This is a genomic window from Pseudomonas sp. GW823-FHT02F05 (assembly GCF_058797315.1).
Genome location: NZ_JBXAJM010000002.1, coordinates 118,294 through 138,882 on the forward strand (window position 1 = coordinate 118,294; position 20,589 = coordinate 138,882).

Annotated in this window: 20 protein-coding genes; 10 read left to right on the plus strand and 10 right to left on the minus strand. The window is 60.5% G+C overall.

Annotated elements, in window-relative coordinates:
- Positions 1-8: 8 nt before the first annotated feature.
- From AC1RAC_RS03095 to AC1RAC_RS03140, 10 genes are all read right to left on the minus strand, one after another.
- Positions 9-1,202: an MFS transporter gene (locus AC1RAC_RS03095; RefSeq protein WP_248132876.1), complete on the minus strand. Its 1,194-nt coding sequence runs from the start codon at positions 1,200-1,202 to the stop codon at positions 9-11.
- Entirely contained in the window at positions 1,199-2,473 is a 1,275-nt protein-coding gene (locus AC1RAC_RS03100) for an MFS transporter (RefSeq protein WP_492616180.1), read from the minus strand. Before AC1RAC_RS03100 ends, AC1RAC_RS03095 begins: the two co-directional genes overlap by 4 nt.
- Complete coding sequence (locus AC1RAC_RS03105; protein ID WP_492616181.1) at positions 2,470-3,543, minus strand: LLM class flavin-dependent oxidoreductase; 1,074 nt, start codon at positions 3,541-3,543, stop codon at positions 2,470-2,472. The genes AC1RAC_RS03100 and AC1RAC_RS03105 overlap by 4 nt, the downstream gene beginning before the upstream one ends.
- 14 nt (positions 3,544-3,557) lie before the next feature.
- Positions 3,558-6,218 carry a TonB-dependent receptor domain-containing protein gene (locus AC1RAC_RS03110; RefSeq protein WP_492616182.1) on the minus strand — a complete coding sequence of 887 codons (2,661 nt, stop codon included), beginning with the start codon at positions 6,216-6,218 and terminating at the stop codon, positions 3,558-3,560.
- Positions 6,219-6,307: 89 nt separating this feature from the next.
- Positions 6,308-7,162 (minus strand): class I SAM-dependent methyltransferase, encoded by an 855-nt coding sequence (locus tag AC1RAC_RS03115; RefSeq protein WP_492616183.1) that lies wholly within the window; start codon positions 7,160-7,162, stop codon positions 6,308-6,310.
- On the minus strand, positions 7,146-7,805 hold the full coding sequence (locus AC1RAC_RS03120; RefSeq protein WP_492616184.1) for a hypothetical protein: 660 nt from the start codon (positions 7,803-7,805) through the stop codon (positions 7,146-7,148). Before AC1RAC_RS03120 ends, AC1RAC_RS03115 begins: the two co-directional genes overlap by 17 nt.
- Entirely contained in the window at positions 7,802-8,698 is an 897-nt protein-coding gene (locus AC1RAC_RS03125) for an alpha/beta fold hydrolase (protein WP_138233638.1), read from the minus strand. The genes AC1RAC_RS03120 and AC1RAC_RS03125 overlap by 4 nt, the downstream gene beginning before the upstream one ends.
- 14 nt (positions 8,699-8,712) lie before the next feature.
- On the minus strand, positions 8,713-9,222 hold the full coding sequence (locus tag AC1RAC_RS03130) for an aromatic-ring-hydroxylating dioxygenase subunit beta (protein ID WP_153338237.1): 510 nt from the start codon (positions 9,220-9,222) through the stop codon (positions 8,713-8,715).
- A gap of 30 nt (positions 9,223-9,252) precedes the next feature.
- A complete protein-coding gene (gene asnB, locus AC1RAC_RS03135; protein WP_492616185.1) occupies positions 9,253-11,082 on the minus strand; it encodes an asparagine synthase (glutamine-hydrolyzing) in 1,830 nt (609 codons plus the stop codon).
- Between the two features lie 90 nt (positions 11,083-11,172).
- Positions 11,173-12,444, minus strand: a complete 1,272-nt coding sequence (locus AC1RAC_RS03140; RefSeq protein ID WP_492616186.1) for an aromatic ring-hydroxylating oxygenase subunit alpha — start codon at positions 12,442-12,444, stop codon at positions 11,173-11,175.
- 521 nt (positions 12,445-12,965) lie between these two features.
- Here AC1RAC_RS03140 and AC1RAC_RS03145 point away from each other — a divergent pair.
- The 10 genes from AC1RAC_RS03145 to AC1RAC_RS03190 all read left to right on the plus strand — a co-directional run bounded on the left by AC1RAC_RS03145 (position 12,966) and on the right by AC1RAC_RS03190 (position 20,476).
- A complete protein-coding gene (locus AC1RAC_RS03145; RefSeq protein ID WP_492616187.1) occupies positions 12,966-13,721 on the plus strand; it encodes a hypothetical protein in 756 nt (251 codons plus the stop codon).
- Positions 13,722-13,830: 109 nt separating this feature from the next.
- Entirely contained in the window at positions 13,831-14,061 is a 231-nt protein-coding gene (locus AC1RAC_RS03150) for an AlpA family transcriptional regulator (protein WP_489098845.1), read from the plus strand.
- Positions 14,062-14,065: 4 nt separating this feature from the next.
- Entirely contained in the window at positions 14,066-14,938 is an 873-nt protein-coding gene (locus AC1RAC_RS03155) for a ParA family protein (RefSeq protein ID WP_492616188.1), read from the plus strand.
- A 53-nt stretch (positions 14,939-14,991) separates the two neighbouring features.
- The gene (locus AC1RAC_RS03160; protein WP_492616189.1) at positions 14,992-15,201 is read left to right on the plus strand and encodes a hypothetical protein; all 210 of its coding nucleotides are present in this window, start codon (positions 14,992-14,994) and stop codon (positions 15,199-15,201) included.
- 14 nt (positions 15,202-15,215) lie between these two features.
- A complete protein-coding gene (locus AC1RAC_RS03165; protein ID WP_492616190.1) occupies positions 15,216-16,802 on the plus strand; it encodes a ParB family protein in 1,587 nt (528 codons plus the stop codon).
- The gene (locus AC1RAC_RS03170) at positions 16,799-17,347 is read left to right on the plus strand and encodes a DUF2857 domain-containing protein (RefSeq protein WP_492616191.1); all 549 of its coding nucleotides are present in this window, start codon (positions 16,799-16,801) and stop codon (positions 17,345-17,347) included. Before AC1RAC_RS03165 ends, AC1RAC_RS03170 begins: the two co-directional genes overlap by 4 nt.
- Complete coding sequence (locus tag AC1RAC_RS03175) at positions 17,344-18,534, plus strand: STY4528 family pathogenicity island replication protein (protein ID WP_492616192.1); 1,191 nt, start codon at positions 17,344-17,346, stop codon at positions 18,532-18,534. The genes AC1RAC_RS03170 and AC1RAC_RS03175 overlap by 4 nt, the downstream gene beginning before the upstream one ends.
- Before the next feature lie 219 nt (positions 18,535-18,753).
- On the plus strand, positions 18,754-19,509 hold the full coding sequence (locus AC1RAC_RS03180; protein ID WP_492616193.1) for a PFL_4669 family integrating conjugative element protein: 756 nt from the start codon (positions 18,754-18,756) through the stop codon (positions 19,507-19,509).
- Entirely contained in the window at positions 19,506-20,024 is a 519-nt protein-coding gene (locus AC1RAC_RS03185) for a DUF3158 family protein (protein WP_492616194.1), read from the plus strand. The genes AC1RAC_RS03180 and AC1RAC_RS03185 overlap by 4 nt, the downstream gene beginning before the upstream one ends.
- Positions 20,021-20,476, plus strand: a complete 456-nt coding sequence (locus AC1RAC_RS03190; protein WP_492616195.1) for a single-stranded DNA-binding protein — start codon at positions 20,021-20,023, stop codon at positions 20,474-20,476. The genes AC1RAC_RS03185 and AC1RAC_RS03190 overlap by 4 nt, the downstream gene beginning before the upstream one ends.
- Positions 20,477-20,589 lie beyond the last annotated feature (113 nt).

The window sequence follows — 20,589 nt, forward strand, 5'->3', positions numbered from 1 at the left end:
CTCGACGGTCAGTCGTTTTCCTGTGTTTTGGGCAGCCGTGCCGACCACCAGCCGCACCCGGCACCACCGAGTACCAGGGCCGCTCCCAGCCACGGCAGCAGTTGTACGGAAAAATGATCCACCACACCGGCGCCGAGGAAAGCCCCCAGGGCCACGCCCAACTGGATTGCACTGGTGTTGAGGCTGATCTGCACGGCGGCGGTGTCGGGGTTGAGTTGCACCAGGTAATTCTGGATCGCGGGGCCCGGCGCCATGTTGAAAATACACCAGGTCACCACCGCCACCAGCAGCGCCAACAAGGAAAACGTCGCCAGGGGCAACAGGCTCATCGCCAGGGCATGCAACAGCAGAAACACCACGAACGTGCGTGGCCCGGGCCATCGGTCCGCCGCGCGTCCGCCCAGCACCGCGCCCACGATGCCACCGATACCGTAGACCAGCAGCACCAAGCTGATCACGGTTTTCGACAGGCCCATGCTGCGCACCAGAAACGGCACGATGTAGGTGTAAAGCGTGAATTGCCCGGTCATTTGCAACAGCGCCGCCCCATGGGCGAGAAACACCTTGGCCCGCACCAGCTCCGCCCATTGCCGGGACGGCGTTATGCCGGGTGCGCCGGGAATATCCGGCAGCCACTGTGACACCAGCGGCACACTGAGCAACGCCACGCCCGCCAGCAGCAGGAACAGGCTGCGCCAACCCCAGTACTCGCCAATCAGCGTGCCCAGGGGCACCCCCAGCACCAACGACGCCACGATGCCGGCGAACACCAGGCCGATGGCCTGCCCGCTGCGATTGGCCGGCACCAGCGCCACAGCGACGGTGATGGCGACCACCACGGTGACCGAGGCACTGGCCGCCACCAGGAGCCGGCTGAGCAGCAACAGCATGAACGTCCCCGCCGCTGCCCCGGCCAGGTTGGCTAGCACAAACACCAGCAGCGCCACCAGCAACAGGCGTCGCCTGGACACCCTGGCGCTGAGGTAGATCAATACCGGACCGGCCAACGCATAGACCAGCGCATAGAGGCTCATCAACAAGCCGGCTTGCCCCTGGGTGACGCCGAATGTCTGGGCGAGCTGATCGAGAATCCCCGCCACCACCAATTCAACGGTGCCGACCACAAACGCCAGGACTGCCAGTAACCATACACCGGGCGCCAGGCGGTCGCGCTCGCTTGCGGCTTCCAATGCCTTACTCATGGCGGTGTTGCTCCCTTGTTTGATAAACCGGTGGCGGTGTAACGATAACGGCCCAGGCCCAACAGCAATACGGTAGCCACCGAGAAGGCCGCCAGCAGCACCTGACTCGATAAGCCGTAGCCGCCCGAGCGGTCATACATCACGCCCAACACATAGGTGCCCAGGCTGATCGCGATGGCAAATGTAAACGGCTGCACCGAACCATAGATCACGCTGAAGTGGCGCAAGCCAAAATACCGCGTCAGAAAATACTGGGTAGTGCCGGTTTCACCGCCAGCACCAAGGCCGATCAGGAACACCGCGGCCCACAGCCAGCCGTGCTGGCCGGCCTGAATCAACACCAGCATGCCCAACACCGCCAGCAATGCAAATGGCAGCGCCACCCGGGGGCTGTTGTAGCGGTCCAGTGCAAGCCCCAGCAGCGGTTGCGACACGATCATGCCCAGCCACAACGCCGACAGCACGTCTACGGCGTCTGAGCGTGTCAGGCCCTTCTCCACCAGTAAGGGCACGCCATGGATGATCACCCCAGTGACCGCAAACACCCCCAGCAGCAAATTTGCCAGAATCAACCAGAACGTTATCCCCGCCCAGGCCTGGCGCGGTGTGCTGCCCTCGGTCGGGCGCCGCCGGCTGGATGCAGACACCACCACAGGCCGCTCGCGAAACAGCCACCACAACAGGGGCAAGGCCACCAGCCCCTCAAGCAGGCCGTAGATCAAATAGGTGGTGCGCCACCCAAACGCCTCGATACACAGGTTGCCGGTGTATAACGCCAGCGGACCACCGACGCCGAAACCCAGGCCCAGCAGCCCATAGGCGGCCCCCCGTCGATGATTGAACCAACCGCCGAGAATTCGCGCATAGGGAATGTTGCCCGGCGCCAGCAAACCCATCAGCAAAAATAACAGGTACAACTGCCAGTCGGCCCGTACCCAGGCCGTGCAGGCCATGCACACCGCCAGCGGTGCCGTAAGGGGCAACACCAGCGCCCGCGCGCCCCAACGGTCTACTGCCCAGCCTTTGAACGGGCTGCTTAGCGCCACCGCCAAGCCCAGCCAGGTCACCAGCAATGCCACTTGGCTGCGGTCCCAGTGCAATTCGGCGCTGATGGGGTCGATAAACAACGAGAAACTGCTGATCACCAACCCGGTGGGGCCAACGATGACGCCGATGACACAGGCCAGCAACACCCCCAGCGTCACCGGTGTGAACTCAGAAGCGCGCGGTTCGACCAGCGGTTCGGTCCGGCTGATGGACCTATCACTCATGAGGCCGCCCTCAGGCGCTCGATCAACTCGCGCCGCAACTGAATATCGAGCGCACTCTCGGTGGTGGCCTCCAATTGGACAATATCGATGCCAGCCTGATGAAACGCCAGGATGTCCAAGGCGACCTTGTCGATCGTTCCGACCCGCAGGCCGGCGAACGCGCGCTCGACCACTTCGACCGCCCATTGCTGACGCCTGGCCGGGCTCAACTGCCCGAGCATCTCGCGTTCGTTGTCCCGCGCCAACTGAGGTGAGGCACTCAGTTCCGCAGCGGGGCGCGCCAATAACAAGCCCAGGGCTGCCTCACGCCACTTTCGCGCGGTGTCACGCGCCGCCTGTTCGGTCTCGCCGAGAATCACCTGGAAATGCTTCCAGAACTTCAAGGGGCGCCCATCGGCCAATGCCTGCAGTTTCACTTTCAGCTGATAGGTGGCCTCAGGGCTGCTGAAGCTGCCGGCGTAGATGTCGGCAAAGCGCACCGCCAGTTGCTGGGCACTGTCCGACGAACCACCGATGGATAAGGGCGGACGCGGCTGCTGCACCGCCGAAAAGCCGCTGCCGGCGTTCTCGAGCCGATAGAACTCGCCCGCATAATCGAAGGGCTCGGAACTGGCCAGGGTGCGGGTGAAGATATCCAGGTATTCGAAGGCTCGCCGATAGCGTTGCTCCTTGTCGGCAAAATCACCGTCGCGGCGCACATCGGCGTCGCTGGAGCCGATCACCACATGCACCGCCGCACGTCCCTGGGACAAACGGTCCAGGGTCGCCAGGGAGCGTGCCGCGACGGTGGGTTGAGTGACACCTGGACGGTGGGCCACGGTCACCCGCAGTGTGTCGGTAGACGACAAGGCGTAACCGGCCACCAGCCAGGGGTCCGGCCACGCGCTGGCCACGGTCACCAAGGCACTGTCCAGGCCATCGGCCTCCTCCAACCGGGCTTTCTGCTGAATATCGAAGGGGCATACCGGGCGACTGCGCAGGTCGGGCAGGAAACGCCCGGCCTGGCGTTCAAACACCGTGTCACCGGCGACGGCACAGGCACGCACGCCGCCGCGCAATTCAATGGACATCGTGTTCACCTCCCCTAGAAGCTGTAGACCGCGTTCACGTAATAGAAAGCCCCGTTGAAGCTGATCTGCGAGGCATAGGTGTCGTAGTGGTTGAACCCCAGGTAAGCGCTTTCAGCGGGCAGTTTGTCGGGTTTGACGTCGAACACGTTGTTTGCACCCACGGCCAGCGACAGTTGGCGAGTCGCGGCGTAGCGCAACTCGATGTCGGTGAGGTACTTGGGGGAGTTCTCGAAATGGTTGAACTCGGTGGTGGAGTACGCATTGGGCCCGGTGTAATAGTCCAGTTCAGAGATGGTTTTGCTGTAGCGCGTCTCGCGTACGGTCAGGCCCCATTTATCGCGACTCCAATTGGCTTCCAGGGACACCTGGCTACGGGGTGTGGAACTGGTGATCCAGGCCTGTTGCTGATCGTTGAGCAGCGGCCGGCCGTCGCTGCCGATGTGGTTTTTCAGCAGCTTGGTGCAGTTGAAGTTGGCGCCCAGGCGCCAGTCGATCTGGCCCCAGCCGTCGAGCCGGGTCAGGTAGGTGGCCGTGATGTCGACACCGTGGGTGCGGGTGTCGGCGCCATTGGTCATGTAGTGAGTGCTTACCGAGGCCAGGCCCGACGGCACCGAAATGCCGCCGGCACGTAGCGCGTCGATGGCTTGCTGGCCCGAGTAGGTGCCGCCGTCGACGATACGGTCACGCAGGGTGATCTGGTACGCGTCGATGGCGATATTCAAGTCGCTCAGCGGGTTGAGCACCAACCCCAGGTTGTAGTTGATCGACTTCTCGGGCTTGAGGTCCTCGGCTCCCAGCATCTTGGCCGCCGCCGAGTTGGCGGCGAGCAACCCGGTGGCAATCGTCGGCGAGACCCCAAGGCTGGTATAGTTCTCCTGGGCCAGGGACGGCGCACGAAACCCGGAACTGACACTGGCCCGCAGGCCCACCTGGGGGTTGAAATCGTACCGGGTCGAGAGCTTGCCGTTGGTGGTACTGCCAAAGTCGCTGTAATGCTCGTAACGGGCCGCCGTCGCCACTTGCCATTGCTCGGTCAGGTGGGTGGAGAGGTCCAGGTAGCCGCCCAGCACGTCCCGCGTCCACTGCCCGGCAGTGGCGGGTGCCTGGCCGGGCAAGGCTTTGGAGCCGCCGTTGTAGTAGGAGTAGTAATCGCCGGCGCCAACCTTATACAGGTCGCGGCGCTGCTCCAGCCCCCAGGAAAAGTTCAGCGGCTTGGGCAGCAGCGCCACGTCGAAGGCACGGCGCAGGTCCAGGTTGTTGGTCCATTGGGTGACCTTGTATTCGGCCAGGTCAAACTTGCGCGGGGTGGTGCCGGTTTCGTTGTACAGCGCGAGGTTCACCGAGTGGTCCATTCCGATATCGGGCTTGTCGGCGCCGTAGGTGGAGCTCAGGTCCCAGTCCCAGTCACCGAACAGTTCCACGCCGCGCAGGCCGGCGGTGAGGGAATAGTCGTCCTCATCACTGGTGATGCGTGGCGTAAAGCCGTTGGGGTAAATGGTCGGCACCAGTGTGGGCAACTGGTAGATCTGCGCCGACGACACCGTGCGATGGGTGTAGGTCGCGAAGCTGTAGAAATCCAGCTGGTCGGTCAGCGCCGCCCCTGTGTTGAACGCCAGGGCCTGGCGATGCACGGCCGGGTCGCCAATGGAGGGGTTGCCGTAATGCCCGGTACGCTCGTCGATGCCGGCGCGGATCGTACTCTTTTGCTCGCGGAACTCGGCGCTGAGATTCAGATAGCCGGTCTCCCCCACCCGGTAGCCGTTGTTCACCGCCCCGCCCTGGGAAAAGCCGTCACCCGCGCCGTACTGGCCAGCGTTGTAAGAGACCAACCCGCCGTGGTCGGCCGAGCGCAGAATGATGTTGATCACCCCGGCAATGGCATCGGAGCCGTATTGGGCCGAGGCGCCGTCGCGCAGTACTTCGATGTGGTCGATGGCGGCCATGGGGATGGTATCCAGGTCGACCCCGGTGGAACCACTCTGCAAGCCGCCGCTGACGTTAATATTGGCCGTCTCGTGGCGACGCTTGCCATTGACCAGCACCAGTACATGGTTGGGGCTCAGGCCCCGCAGGGACTGCGCGTTGGTCAGCGCCGAAGCGTTGTAGGCCTGGGCCTGGCGCGACAACGAGGGCAATAACTTGATCAAGGCTTCGCGCACATTCTGGGTGCCGGTCTGGCGCAATTGCTCGTTGGAGACCACGTCAATCGGGCTCAGGCTGTCAGTGGCCTTGACGTCGGCCTGGCGAGTCCCGGTCACCACCACGGTGGCCAGGGTTCCCGCCGAGGTGGCGAGGGTTGAGGTGGTGGGCTGCGGCGCCTGGGAGGCCACCGTGTGCAAGGTCAATACGCCGGAGGCGTTGCGGCTGAAACCCAGGCCGCTGCCGCGCAATGCTTGCTCCAGGGCCTGGTCCATGCTCAACGAGCCTTTGATGGCAGGCCCCGACAACCCCTGCACCCGCGCCTGATCAAACGAGATCGGCGTGCGGCTCTGGCGGGCGATGCTCAGCAGCACCTGAGACAAATCCCCCGCCGGAATATCAAAAGACAACACCTGAACCTTGCCCGCCGGCGCGGCAGGTTGGGCCCAGAGGGGCTCAACCGCCATCAGGCAGGTAAAGCCCACAGCCCAGATCATGGGAGTACGGTGCAAACAGGATGGACGTTCAATGGACATCATCAACTTACCCTAAGGGAATCACGTACCTGTGAGTGCAAATGGCCCAGGGCTTTTTCAGCAGCGATCCAGACTGTTTATTCATAAGGTTATGCCCCACTTTTTTCCGCACGTCGTACACAGCGCCAGACGCTGACGGGGATGTCTGTCACATGCCCCTGGCGCGCCATGCGTTGTTCGGCGATGGCGCCCAGGCGGGCAAAGAACTCCTCGATTCGTTCCGGTGGCACCAACGGGCTGAAATAGGTGCCAAAGGTAGCGGCGTGAAAGCGCTGATATTCCTCGATGCTGTGGATCCGCAGCGCCGCCGAGCGACTGGCAATCGAACGCACCTGAAAATGGCGCTGCACCAGTGCTTCCAGCGCCACCCGTGGTCGGGTACGCGTGCCCATCGGCAGTACCGCCGCTTCGGCGAAATGCGCCTGCACGTGCCCCGGCGTGACCAGTTTCATCGCCAGCAGTGCCTCGGCTACCAACTCATCCTCACCGCCCAACCCTTGCTGCGAAACGGGGTGATGAGACGTGAAGAGAAACACGCCCTGTTCACCCAGATGCCGTGCCACCCACTGGAACAACCTGTCCTCATGGGGATACAACCAATGCAGGACAGCAGTCATGCTTATCAGGTCAAAACGCTGCTCCAGCGCGGGCAGGTCCAGCAGGTCGCCCTGCTGCAACACCACCTCGGCCGGGACATGGCGTAATTGCTCGCGCGCCAGGTCCAGGCGCAACTGCGAACGCTCGATGCCCCACACCTGCTCCAGGCTCGGCCAGCGCTCCACGGCGCCCTGCAGCAGCGAACCGATGCCGCAACCCAGGTCGAGCAAACGTCTGGGCTGGATCTGTGCACGCCCCAGGACCCAGTCCTGGTCACGCAACTGCAAGAGTTGGCTGGAGGTTTCATAACCGGCCAGGGTACGGGCTTGCTCAATGATCGTGCTCATGCTCGACGACTCCTGCGTGAATGAGGCTTTCCTTGGTAATGGTCCATTCGCAGCCATGGCCCTGTTCGTCGGCCAGCAACGTCCAGCGGGCGTCACACCCCTTGGCATGGACCAGCGAAGACAGCAACTTGGTGCAATAGGTGCAAGCCGACTTCAAGGTGACTGGCACGCCGTTGGCTCGGGCACGCTCGCGGTAGTCCCAGATTCCGCAGTGGTGCACCTTGAACAGACTGGCGTCGGGGGCGACCTGGCGAATCTCGAAACGCGTGCCGTAGAGCGAAGCCTGTCGCCCCAGGCGTTCTGCCGCCGCAGCGGGTTCACCCTGGCCGGCAGGCTCCAGGGCGCGATACACCTGGCCGGTGGCGGCCGCCCAGGCATCCAGGTCGTAAAACTGCTTGCGCTGCACGATGAATTGTTCGATCAACGCCTGGGTGCGGAAAAACACCGCCTGCCACTCGGTACTGCCGGCGCCCAAGGCGGGCGGCAAGTCGCGGAAGATCCGCCCGGTGACGTCAACCCAGTCGGCGAGGTCCTGCGCCCGATGTTCCTGGATCAGGTAGGCAGTCATCGCGCTGTGGGCCTCAAACAGACGCTGACGCCACAGCGCACCTTGCTCGGCTGGCGTCAGGGGTGCCGCACTCATGGCTGCGCAACCTGATGCAGGAAGGGCAAGAGCTGCTCCAGTACCGCCTCGGGTGCTTCTTCGGCCAGCATATGGCTGGCCGCAATCGCCGCGCCCCGCACCTCCACGGCCCAGGATCGCCACACCGTCAACGGGTGGCTGGCCGCTGCGTAGGGACGGTCCTGCCACAGCACCAGCACCGGGCAGCGCAACTGGTGACCGGCGTCGCGGTCGGCCTGGTCGGCGGCGGCATCGGCGCCGGCTGCCGCCCGGTAGTCTTCGCACATCGCGTGCAATACCTCGGGACGGGCAAAAGCCTGGTGGTAACTTTCCAGCGCCTGCGGATGATAAATATCGCGCCCCTGAGCCATGCGCTGTAACGTCCAGTCAAGGAAATAGCCGGGGTTGGCACCGATCAGCCGCTCCGGCAGATCAAACGGCTGGGCCAGGAAAAACCAGTGGTAGGCGTTCAGGGCAAAGGCCTTGTTGACCCCCGCCCAGACATCCAGGATCGGCACCACTGTCAGCGACACCAGAGCACTCACCACCTGCGGGTGTTCCAGCGCCAAGCGATACGCCACCCGTGCGCCACGGTCATGGCCCACTACCGCGAACCGCGAAAACCCCAGCTTCTGCATGACGTCCAACTGATCCAGGGCCAGTGCGCTCTTGTCATAAGCGCCCGGAGCGTCAGCATCCAGGGCGCGGGATTCGCCGTAGCCGCGCAGGTCTGCCAGCACCACGGTGTAGTCCTCGGCCAGGCGCGGGGCAACGCGGTGCCAGGCTAGGTGGTTTTGCGGGTAACCGTGCAACAGCAACAGTGGCGGGCCACTGCCCTTGACCGCCACCTGAATCCGCGCACCGCGGGTGGTCAGGGTCGAGTACTCGAAACCGGGAAGCAATGAATGACTCATGAAGGGCTCCTGCCTCATAAAATGATGCTGATGCGCCGCTGGGCACTGATGGTTTCGTGGTCCAGGCGAATTTCGCGCTTGAGAATCCGCAAGCCACGAGGGCTGTCGTACAGCACATGGGTGGCCTCGCCGACGAAGTACCAGGTTTGCTGGTTGCGAAACTGGTGCACCACGAAGTTGCTTTTGATGGTCAACTGCTCGCCGTCCCTGGACTTGATCCGCACGTTGCTCACCAGCCGTCGGGTACGCGAAGGCGGCGTCTCCATCCAGCTATGGCCACTGAGCAGGCTGTCGACCCGCTCACGCAGGCGGCCGTAGTCATCGGCAATGATGAACAGGCTGTCGTGGGGCTCACCCTCAACCAGATGGCGTTGCAACGGCAGTACCCGGTACTGGGCGGGTTGATCGAACAGGCCGATCCAGGTTTCCAGCTCGCGGTTGTCCAGCAACTCGGCTTCGCTGATCAGGAAGTCGCTGACCCGGGCCTGCAAGCTCGGGGCGCTGATGTTCAATGGAAGGCTCATGGGCATGTCCCCTGAAGGTTGAAGGCGGTGCTAGAGGCGGATTTCCACCTGGTACAGGCGTAACCAGCGGTCCAGGTTCAGCAGGTAGGCCAGGCCGGCCGTGGGGCTGCTGGAGGCCCGGGGACTGGGCAGCGGCTGCTCCAGTTCGAGCAGCTCACCCACCCGGCGCGCATCCACCAGGTCTAACACCGGCGAGTCGCCGTCAATCAGCAACTGCCTGAGCTGGCTGCGCAACAACGCCAGGTAGCGCGGGTCGGGATTGGCCGGAAAGCCGCTTTTCCTGCGCTCGACAATCGCTTCGGGCAATTCGCCGCGCACGGCGTTGCGCAACAGAGTCTTGCCCTCCCCGGCCACGCTCTTGATCGACCAGGGCACATTCCATACGTAGTCCACCAGGCGGTGATCGCAAAACGGCACCCGCACCTCCAGGCCCACCGCCATGCTGATGCGGTCCTTGCGGTCGAGCATCGCCGGCAACCAGCGCGTCAGTGCCAGGTACGTGACCTCGCGCTGTCGCCGCTCAACCGGGCTGTCTGCGGCCAGGTGCGGAACCTCCGCCAACGCTTCCTGGTAACGCCTGGCCATGTACGCCTGCGGTGCAACCCGCTCGGCGACCTCGGGCCGCAGCAGTTCCCAAAGACCACTCTTGCCCGCCAGCCAAGGAAACCCGGAAAAATTCAGGGCCTGCTGGTCGTGAAAAAACGGATAACCGCCGAACACCTCGTCCGCCGACTCCCCCGAGAGCGCCACCGTGGTGTGCTCGCGCACCTGCTGGAACAGCAGGTACAGCGAACTGTCCAGCTCTCCCCAACCCGGCAGGTCCCGGGCACGCAGTACCGCCTCTTCCTGCTCCAGCACCTGTTCGGGTGCGACCGCCAAGGTGGTGTGTGGCGTACCCAGTGCTGCCGATGCCAACTGCGCGAACGGTTCGTCCCAACTGCTTTGCCACGAGGTTGGGGTAAAGCCTTCACCACCGCCGGTAAAGTCCACCGAAAAAGTCGGCAACGAGCGCCCTTCACGCCCCAGCGCCTGAGCGGCATAGGCGCTGATGGCGCTGGAATCCAGGCCGCCGGAAAGCAGGCTGCCCAGGGGTACGTCCGCCACCAATTGTTCCTCGACCACCTGGCGCAACAAGCTGCCAACCTGCCGGGCAGTGTCGGCCGGGCTGTCACTGTGAGGCTCGGCCGTCAGCGACCAGTAGACAAGGTCCTGCCGCCCGTTGGCATCGAACCTCAAGGCATGGCCAGGCTTGAGCTGATAAAAACCCTGGTAGATCCCGTGGCCAGGCGTGGGCGCGGTACTCAGGGCAAACAGCTCGGCAACCCCACTAGCATCCAGCACCGGGCGTACCTGGGGATGGGCAAGGATGGCCTTGGGCTCGGAGCCGAACAGCACGCCAGTGCCGGTGGCAAAGTAATACAGCGGCTTGACACCAAAACGGTCGCGAACCAGCCACAGGCTTTGGTCCCGTTCATCCCACAGGGCAAAGGCGAAAATCCCGGTCAACCGGGCGAAGGCCTGCTCGCCCCATTGCAGGTAGGCACGCAGCACCACTTCAGTGTCCGAACGGGTGGTGAAGGCCTGCCCCAGCGCCTGCAGTTCTTCGCGCAAGGCCAGGTAGTTGTAGACCTCTCCGCTGTAGGTCAGTACCACTTCGTTGCTGGCGTCAGCCATGGGTTGGGCGCCATGGACCAGGTCAATGATCGACAGACGCCGATGCCCCAGCAGCGCGTGGGGCGCCACCCATATTCCTTCGGCGTCCGGGCCCCGCAGCGCCAGGGTGCGCGTCATGTTTTCGATCACCTCGCGCTGGGGGCGCAGGTCTTGGGTCCAATCGGTCCATCCGGCAATTCCGCACATGAATAATGCCCTTGCAGTGCCCGATATTCCCCACGTAGCCCAAGCTATGTGCGCGTGGAGGATCTGCCAGGAGTCGGTGATAGTGGCTGGCTAAACAGCGATGGCCAGTTGGCGCAGAGGGATCTGTTGCCCGAGGCGACGGCTCCATTCACGCCAGAAACTGCGGTTTTGTTCTTCATCGGTGTGGCGCTGGGTGCCTGGCCCCATGCCCCGGGAAAAATCGCTGTAGCCCAGGGCACTGTGGGCATAGGCCCGCTGGCAGGACTCAAGGATTTCCACATCATCCGGGGTGCCGAAGCCGCCCGGGCCAATAAAGGAGATCAGGCCGTTGATCCGCGCCGCCCGCTCCTCGCGGCTCTCGTTGCTGAACCCCGCGCCCCATACGGTGACATTGACCTGGGTGGCGGAGACGGGGAAAAAGGTGCGGATGTTCAGGCCCAGGATGTCGTTGATCACCAGGTTGGGAAAGATGAACAGGCTCTTGTTGGTGTGGGCAATGGTCTGCGCCCGCGCCAGGCCGAAGCGCTGCACCAGGTGCTCGAACTTGGCGGCAATCGGCGCTTTCAGTGCCTCGGGAAACAACGGGCTCCAGTAGGCAATCGGCCGGCCCGTGGAGGGAGGCCCGCTCATGATCAAGCCGTGCCCGTTGCCCAGGGACAAGCCTTCGCCGGTACGCTTGTGGGACGCCGGATCGGTACCCAGGGTGTTGAGGTATTCGAGATAACGCTTGTGGGCGAACGGCAGGTGGTAGGCATCGACACCGTTCTCGGCGAGCAATTTCCAGTTGCCTTGAATGGCATGGTCAAACGCGCCAGGGATGATTTCCAGGGAGGATTCGGACTGGTCGAGGATCAGGTCGATGTAGTCGGCAGCCTGTCCGAGGTAGTCCTCCAGGGTGTTCTGCGTGCGGGCAAAGTGGATGAAGACAAAACCCTTGTAGACGGAGTGCTTGATGCGGGCCAGCGACAGGTCGAGGTTGCATTGGCCGTGATGCTCGTAGGCTGCCTTGTCAGGCTGGCCGATCAGCGCGCCCGTCGTGTCGTAGGTCCAACCGTGGTAAGGACAGGTAAAGCGCTGGGTATTGCCCTGAGGCTCGGAACACACCCGCGCCCCCCGGTGCGAACAGGCATTGAGGAACACCGCAAGTTCACCGTTGCCCTGACGCTGGAAGATCAGGTTGCGCCCGCCCACGTCACGGGTAAGGAAGTCCCCGGCCGCTGGCACCTCGCTGAGGTGGGCCAGATACAACCAACTCTTGTCGAAGACCGATTCGAGTTCTTGCTGGTAAACCTGGGGGGAAACATAAGCCTGTCGATTGACTTTGAAATAACTAAGATTATCGGTCTCTATAAATCCATTCACGTCACGACCTCCCTTGCTGTTTCGATAGAACTTATAAAAACCTAACACAACAAAACCGGCGGCAACTATAACGATTGACCATTAGCTCATAACTGAAAGCCATAGACATAAGCACTGAAAAAATAAATCTAAGGCGACAGTAAAAAAAGCCAGGAGCTATTGCACTTATAAAGGGATTCTTTGCACTTAGCAAAAACTAAAGCCGTCACTGACCACTCACTAGCCCCCCACAGATAACGACAACGCAAAATTGCATTATCCAGGAAATAAATAGTAATTTTCGGTTACGCGACGACGTGAGCGTTTGTCTAGATTTTCCTTCGCGCACCGAGCTCAAGCCATTAGTTCGCTAACTGCTGGGATCGGCGAATGCACGCGCTGGGTATTTATCCCTAACGACTTCCAAGCCGCGACTTGCATGAACAAATTCACACTGGCAGCAACCGCACGGAAGCCTATTTCATCGCGTAAGGCATTCAGACCTCCCGTAGCGGACTACCCTTCTATTAGAGGCCACCTCTATGAACGAAGCTAGTAGAGTGACTCCAACTGAAAAGCTGTTCTACAGGCCCATCGAAGCCGCAATACGTTGGAGTAATTTAACTGCTCATGAGTCCGTGATCCTCGAGTTCGCATGGGGCCATCCCGATCGCCTAAGCAATGAGTTTCCGCAGTGGCCGTGCCTGCACGCGAACTTCTGGAAGATTCTGGATGCCATTCGAAATCGTGAGATTCCGTACGGAGCCTTGGGTATTACGGTCACTCCAGGCACACCTGTCGACTTCAGGCTCATGACCATCCGACATTCAGATTTAAAGCGCTGGATGTCTATGTCCCACCCTGATCAACGACCATCTTTTCTTTTCGGCCCACCGCTAATCAGTCAGGAAACAATCCACAACCACACGTACTTGATCTTACAAGCCGATCGAGATGCCCTACAGGTACAGCTAAAAGCTAGTGACGCGAAACTCCAAACTTTGACTGATGAGTTGAAAGCTGCAGGACTGGAGCGCGAACAGCTTCGCGAGCTCGCCGAAAACAAACTCCAACTTAGTGAAGACAGCAAGGAAACTTTACTTAACATTATCGGCGCGCTGGTCGAAACCATCTTAGGTTCCACCAGTACCGGTAGACGGCACTCCGTTTTCGACAGCCAAGCTTCTCTCGTCGACTCAATTACCGCGCACTACGGCGGCGTAAAGGGTCTGAGCAAACGCACACTAGACGGAAAGTTTGCGGCCGGCAGACGCAACCTTGCAAAGGCTAAAAAGTGAGGGTTGCACTGCAATCACTTCAATTGCACTGCAATGACTACTCCCGCTTTCTACTATTGAATCCAGGTCACTTCCCACCCGATGCCATACGGCGCTAGGAGTGACCAACATGCTTAATCAATCTTTCTCTACGGCTGATGCACCTAATCCTCAGGTCGAGCGCCATATCATGCGCCGTGAAGAGGTGGAGCGAAAAACCGGATTCAAGCGCGCTCACATCTACAACCTGATGAAGGAAGGTAAGTTCCCTAAAGCTAAACGTATTGGACTGCGTGCAGTCGGATGGGACTCTCTGGAAATCGAGCAATGGATCACCGAGCGTTTGGTGCAACAGGGCTGATGGTATGCGTGTGATATCGATTGTTTCGACCAAAGGGGGTGTCGGCAAAACCACTGTAGCGGCCAATCTTGCCGGTCTGCTAGCGGATGCGGGCCTCCGTGTGCTGCTACTTGATCTGGACAGCCAACCCACCCTCTCCAGCTATTACGCATTGAATCAAAAAGCGTCTGCGGGTACGTACGAGTTCATAGCACTCAATCAGACATCTCCTGCACAGATTATTTCCAAAACAGAGGTCAAAGGTCTCGACTTGATTATCTCCAATGACGATCAAGGTCGGTTGAGCACATTACTGCTGCATGCCCCCGACTGTCGGCTGCGGCTGCGAAATTTACTTGACCAATTCGGCGCCAGCTATGACCTTCTTTTGATCGACACCCAAGGCGCACGCAGCGTGCTTCTGGAGATGGCCACGCTGGCCTCCGATCTTGCCCTCTCGCCCGTCACTCCGGAAATGCTCGCCGCACGCGAGCTGCATCGCGGCATCCTAAAGCTGCTGAGTGAACTAGAACCGTTTCGTCACTTGGGCATAACAACACCATCGCTGCGACTGCTGCTTAACCAAGTGAACGCACGGTGGAAGGATACCCAGATGATCATTCGGGGTCTGCGCGAAACCTTCATTAAAACACCCAACATATCAATCCTAGATACCCTAATTCCAGATCGGGTGGCGTACCTCAACGCCGCATCTCTTGGACTTCCAGTACACCGAATGGAGAGTCACCAGTCACCCGGACGACGTTCGTCATCAACGCTAGAAACCATGCAAGCGTTGGCCGCCGAGCTGTTCCCGGAATGGCGTTCGGCAATCTACACGGTAAACAGAGTCTCGGTGATTCAATCAGGCGACTCGTCGCGCGAGTGTTCTCGATAGCCGTTTAGGTTAATCGATCTTGATGCCAACAGCGTTTGGCAAGGAGTCTGTTGATGTTGGATCAGCTTCCCATCATCGTTCCACCGTCCATTCAACCCCACCACCCACCTTGCGAGGAGTACTGCACCGTGGTCTTTCGTCTGCAGGGTGGGCGCTCGGCCATGGGGTGGTTCCTCGCAGAACTCTCCCGACATTTCGAAGGTTCGGGGACCGTCGAGATCGTCAAGTTCGAGGTCGGCGACCATTTGCGCAACCGGCGTTAATTGAGGATGTTCTGATGAAGAAGCTCAGTCAGGAGGAGATCTCCGACAAGCTGCACCAGGACCACTTCCCTCGGGGTCCAGAAGTAGAGCGTCTGCCCGACCCACTCACTGACACGCCTATGCTGGTCACGCTGGAGCAGTTGCGGCCCTACGAACACAACCCGCGCTTCATCCGTAATCCGCTGTACGACGATATCAAGGCCTCGATCCGTGAACGCGGTCTGGATCAACCACCGCCGATTACTCGCCGCCCAGGGGAAACCTATTTCATCATCCGCAACGGCGGTAATACGCGCTTGGCGATTCTCGGCGAGCTGTGGCAGGAAACCCGCGACGAACGTTTTTTTCGCATTCACTGCCTGTTCCGACCCTGGGCCAATGAAATCACCGCCCTGCTCGGCCATCTGGCCGAAAGCGATCTGCACGGCCAACTCACCTTCATCGAACGAGCACTGGCTGTGGCCAAACTCAAAACCATGCTCGAACCAGATGGCGCTGTGCTCTCGCAACGTGAGCTGGCACGACGCCTTGTCGCTGGAGGCTATCCCATTTCGCAGTCGCACATTAGCCGGATGCTCGACACCCTTGAACACTTACTGCCCGCCATTCCACAAACCCTGTATGCCGGATTGGGTAAGCCGCAAATCGAACGCCTGATCGGCCTACGTAGCCAGGCTGAACGAACTTGGAACCGTTATCCAAACGCCACCATTGCGTTCGCCGAATTTTGGCTCGATACCCTGGGTTACTTCGATGCCGAACCCGAGGCCTTCGATATTGAGCAGATACAGGATGAACTGCTCGAACGCATGAGCCGTTTGCTCGGACAGTCCTACCGAATGCTGGCCCTGGAACTGAGCGACACCCAACGGGTCATCTCGACGCCTGGCGTTGTTGTTACCACGTCCTCGGAGAACAGGCATCTGCCGAGCGTTGATGAAGCCTCGGTCGGAGTTCCCCCCTCCGAGTCACGTCCCCAATCAGCCGAGACCAGCGCCCAGACCAAAACAGCGCGAGAGGAGCTGCTCACACCGCCCGAAACGAATATCGCCTCAGCGGTCAGCCCTCCGTCACGCGTTCAACAGATTCGCGAACAAATCGATCGCGACATTGCCACTGAAGTAACACCGCCCGTCGAAACCTGCGCGATCGATAACATCTGGACCATCGCACCCACACTGGATAGCCCCAAAAAACTGCGTTCAGCCATCGCCGGACTGGCGCGGGAAATGGCGACCTATGCCGGACATCCCGAGAGCATCATCGATCAGCAGCATGGATTGGGTTTTGCCCTAGATATGGAGCTGGTAGATCTTGCGACACCTCGCTCGACCGGCGTTCACCTTCTGCTCCTGGCCCTAATGCGCGCTCAAGACGACGTGAACTGGGAGGATCGCAAGCAACTGCCCTCAGCCTTGTTCGGCCAACTGTTGCTGGGGATTTACCAATTTCCGCTGCCAGACCATCCCATCATGGACGTAGGCCTGGAGCGACTGCCCGACAGTTTGTTAATCAAACTGTATCGCCTGATCCGTCTGGCCCGGCGCCTGATCGACCTAACGCTTACCCCTGAAGCTGATTCACCGAAGGAGCTGCCATGAACCTGTCCTTCAATGTGCTCAATCAGGCCATGCTGACCCAAGTGCTTCACGAGTTGCGCCTGGGTAATTTGCAGCGCTGCAAGGCACTTGGGCTGGGTGAAGACGACATCTACTTGTTGCAATCCCTACCGCCCACAACCCTGTCACGCCTGGCCCATGCCACCGTACCCTGGGTAGAGGTCAAGATCGACTCGCCGGTGCTGCATCGATTGATCGAACAAGCCGAGCGCGACGAGCAGAACGAGCGATTGATCAACCGCGCGCTCAAGCTGGGCGCCAGCAGCACCATCATGTACCAGTGCTTTGGCTTGGCGCATTCGGAAACCGCCCTGCGCCGACGTCTGCTCAAGATAGAAACCCGTAAGGGCCGTCCTCAGCATTTGAGCGAAGCCCAGGAACATTCACTTTGGCAGCGTTGGTGCCAGTTGCGTGCGCAAGATGGTACTGAAGATCAGCTCGACGCCATGATGATGCTGGCCGAAGAACAACAGATCAGCTTGACCATCGTGTGGCAGCAGATTGACCAGTACAGCAACGACACATGAACACTGCCCCTTCCAATCGCTGGCAGCGTGTCCTGCAGCAATGCACCCAGCAGCTGAGTGAGCGCTGGCCCGCACGCCCCACCACTGAACATCCCTCCAACAAGGCCCTGCAGGCGGGCTTTTTGTTCAGTGGCCAATCTCACGAAGTCGTGCCACGTCGGCTGCTGTTGGATAGTCGGCTGACGCCATTGGAGCGCAATGCCTGGCAGGTGTTTCGACTCATGCTGCACGGTCAGGGCGTGGTCACACCGCGCTATGAGGATTTGCAGCCTTACCTATCAAGCGTGCCCTACGGTGCGTCAGCCTCCCGTGAAACCATTGCTCGGGTGTTGACGATGCTCAGGTTGACCCGCTGGCTCAGTTTGGTGAGTCGCGGACGCGATCAGCTCAGCGGACGTCTTCAAGGTTCGCTGTACGTTCTGCACGATGAGCCGTTAACCCCCGCAGAAGCCATGGAACTGGATCAGGATTACCTGGCGCTGGTCGGACATGCCCTCGGTCATGCCACCAAGGCGGTACGTATTGTCGCCCAGCACGTTGTGGAGGAAGTCCGCCAAGACACGAATATCGATCGGGATCGGTTACCGACGCGGCTCGACAGTTCGGGCGAACTTTGGGCGCAGCAAGGATTGGATCCGGCAACCGATGCCACTCTGCACGATTCGGAACCGGGAGAAAATGCCCTCGTTCGGAATCGTACAGGCCCTCGTTCGGATTCCGAACCGAGTCTGAACGCCAGTGTTTCCCGCACCGTTCGGAATCCGAACGCCGCCTGTACTGTATTAAAAGAAAGTATTTGTACAGTACCGCGCGCGACCCCAGCGGTGGATAACCTGCACTGGCCCACTGCGCTGCACCTGAGCCCAAACGAGCGTCAGGCCGTCGCCGTGGCGCTGAACAAGCTCAAACCAGCGGATCGGCAGGCGGTGCTCAACGAAGCGGGGGCACGCTGTGCGGCCGGTGGAATCCGCAAGCCAGCGGCGTATCTGATGGGCCTGATCCAGCGCGCGCTGAAAGGCGACTTTCGTCCTTGGGCAGGCCAGACAGAGCCCTCACCCATTGCAGATCCGCCCCCAACAGCACAGTCACGCCCGTCTCGAAAACAGGGCGAACCCGCATCCGCCCTCGCCCAAGCGTGTCTGAATGAGCTACGCCAACTGCGTGGCAAACGCGGTGGACGTCAGTAGATTTGATGCCAGTGGCATCAAATCCATTGAGTTCCACTCTACGAACACGTCGGACCAAACTATGAATCTCTTAGGGAAAAGCCGGGACATCTCCACCCATTGACGTCTCCATAGTTAACCCTCTTAAACCAAACCGAACAGACCGCATTCAGCTTTTTGGCTGTCCTTGCCCCTCATCTGTCGCAACGTTCCCGTCCAAGCCGATGCGAGGACACCACCGTGGCCGATCACTATCAACTCAATCTGGGTTCATTGCGCAGCAGCATCACCCTGACCCTGCACACCCACCATGCCGCCCGTATCTGGCAAGGTCGAGCCGCACGCGAAGGCGTCCACTCGATCATGGGTATGGCCGGCTACATCAGTGTCACCAACCTGATCAAACAAACCGCGGCCCAGGACGATCCCTATGCCGATTGGGCCATCGTGCAACTCGAAGAAAAACTGATGCAGGCCAAGGTTGGGATGCTGGAACTGACCCAGCAGCTGGACCGGATCAGACAGGACCTGCCGACACAGATCGACATGGGCGATAACCTCAACATCCACCCCGTCACCTTGCCGTTGTACATCGGCAGCCAGCTGGGTTTTCTCGCGGTCTACCTGCTGACCGACTACGACACCCTAGTGCGCCGTACCCTGTTGGCCCATCACACCGCCCTGATCGGCCGCGTCGACATGGAAGCCTGGATCGATGATGGCGCCCATCTGCTGCGCAGCCTGTTCGGCCAAGCCCAGCGCTATCGGCATTCTGGCGTCACCCGTGATGACATAGCGGCGAACAACGCCCGTGCCATTGCGGCCATCGAGAAGATGGGTTTGCCCCCAATGGACATCCTGGAGGGTCATCGCCGCTCCCAGTTCGCGCCGCCGATCATTCGCCGTGGTGCTGTGCCAGTGGATGACGCCGACGCGTTGGCAGAGGACGCGGAAGAACCGTCTGCGACAGCGGATGAGCCGGAGGACGAAGCATGAATCCGATGATCCCGGCTCAACCAATGCCCTTCGACGCGTTGACACCGGATGCCTATCGGCAGCTCGAACACGCTGCCTCCCTAAAAGGCCTTTTAAAGCCCTTTAAGGGTAAGGGGGAGTTGGAACACCTGGCGCAGGCGGCGAGGGAAATCGAGGCGCAGTTATGTCGCCTGATGGAGGCTGTGGTGCAGCAGGCCGGACAGCCTCCTTACTCACTGCTGGATATCCGATTGGTGCTGCAGAACACCAGCGCGGGCAGCACCTTTTTGCGTTGGCGCACCCGTGATTTTGCCCGTATGGGGGTTGCGGTCTGGGAACGCCAGGTCTGCAACAACGCCCTGCCGCAGGCCGTACGCGAGGGATTGCACCGTTTCGAATGCGAGCGCATTGCACTGAACCTGCAGATGAGCGTGGTGCATTCGATCTACCGCCAGGCCTCGACCTGCGCGATCAAAATGGCCAGCGCCGAACAGCTGCTGCGCCAGTACACACCCGCAGTGGAGGTATCACGATGAGTACTTTTTTCGTTGGCGAAGGCAATATCGGCAGTGCGCCAGAGTTCCAAGAATTCGCCTCAGGTAATGACGAACCACGGCGTTTGCTGCGGCTGAATGTGTACTTCGACAACCCCATCTCACGCGAGGGCAGCTATGAAGATCGAGGCGGCTACTGGGCGCCGGTTGAGCTCTGGCACCGCGAAGCTGAACACTGGAGCACGCTGTACCAGAAAGGCATGCGCGTTCTGGTCGAAGGTCGTACGGTGCGCGATGAGTGGGAGGACAGCGAAGACAATGCGCGGGTGACCTTCAAGATCGAGGCCCGTCGAGTCGGTGTCCTGCCCCACCGGGTGCACAGTGTGGTCATGCGGGAACGCTCCAGTGAACCGGTGGCCTCTCAAAATACAGAGCAGGCCAGTTCACCTGCGTCGAAACCCAAGAAACGCAGAGGACAACCACCTACGGCCTGACAGACTTCAAGCATTAAAAATGCGCCTTTGCGCGAAGTTCCTGGCCTGTCATTACTCGCTGCTTGTGAAGCTCCACACTACTACGAGGTAGCCGCCTCGCCCATTCAAGGCTG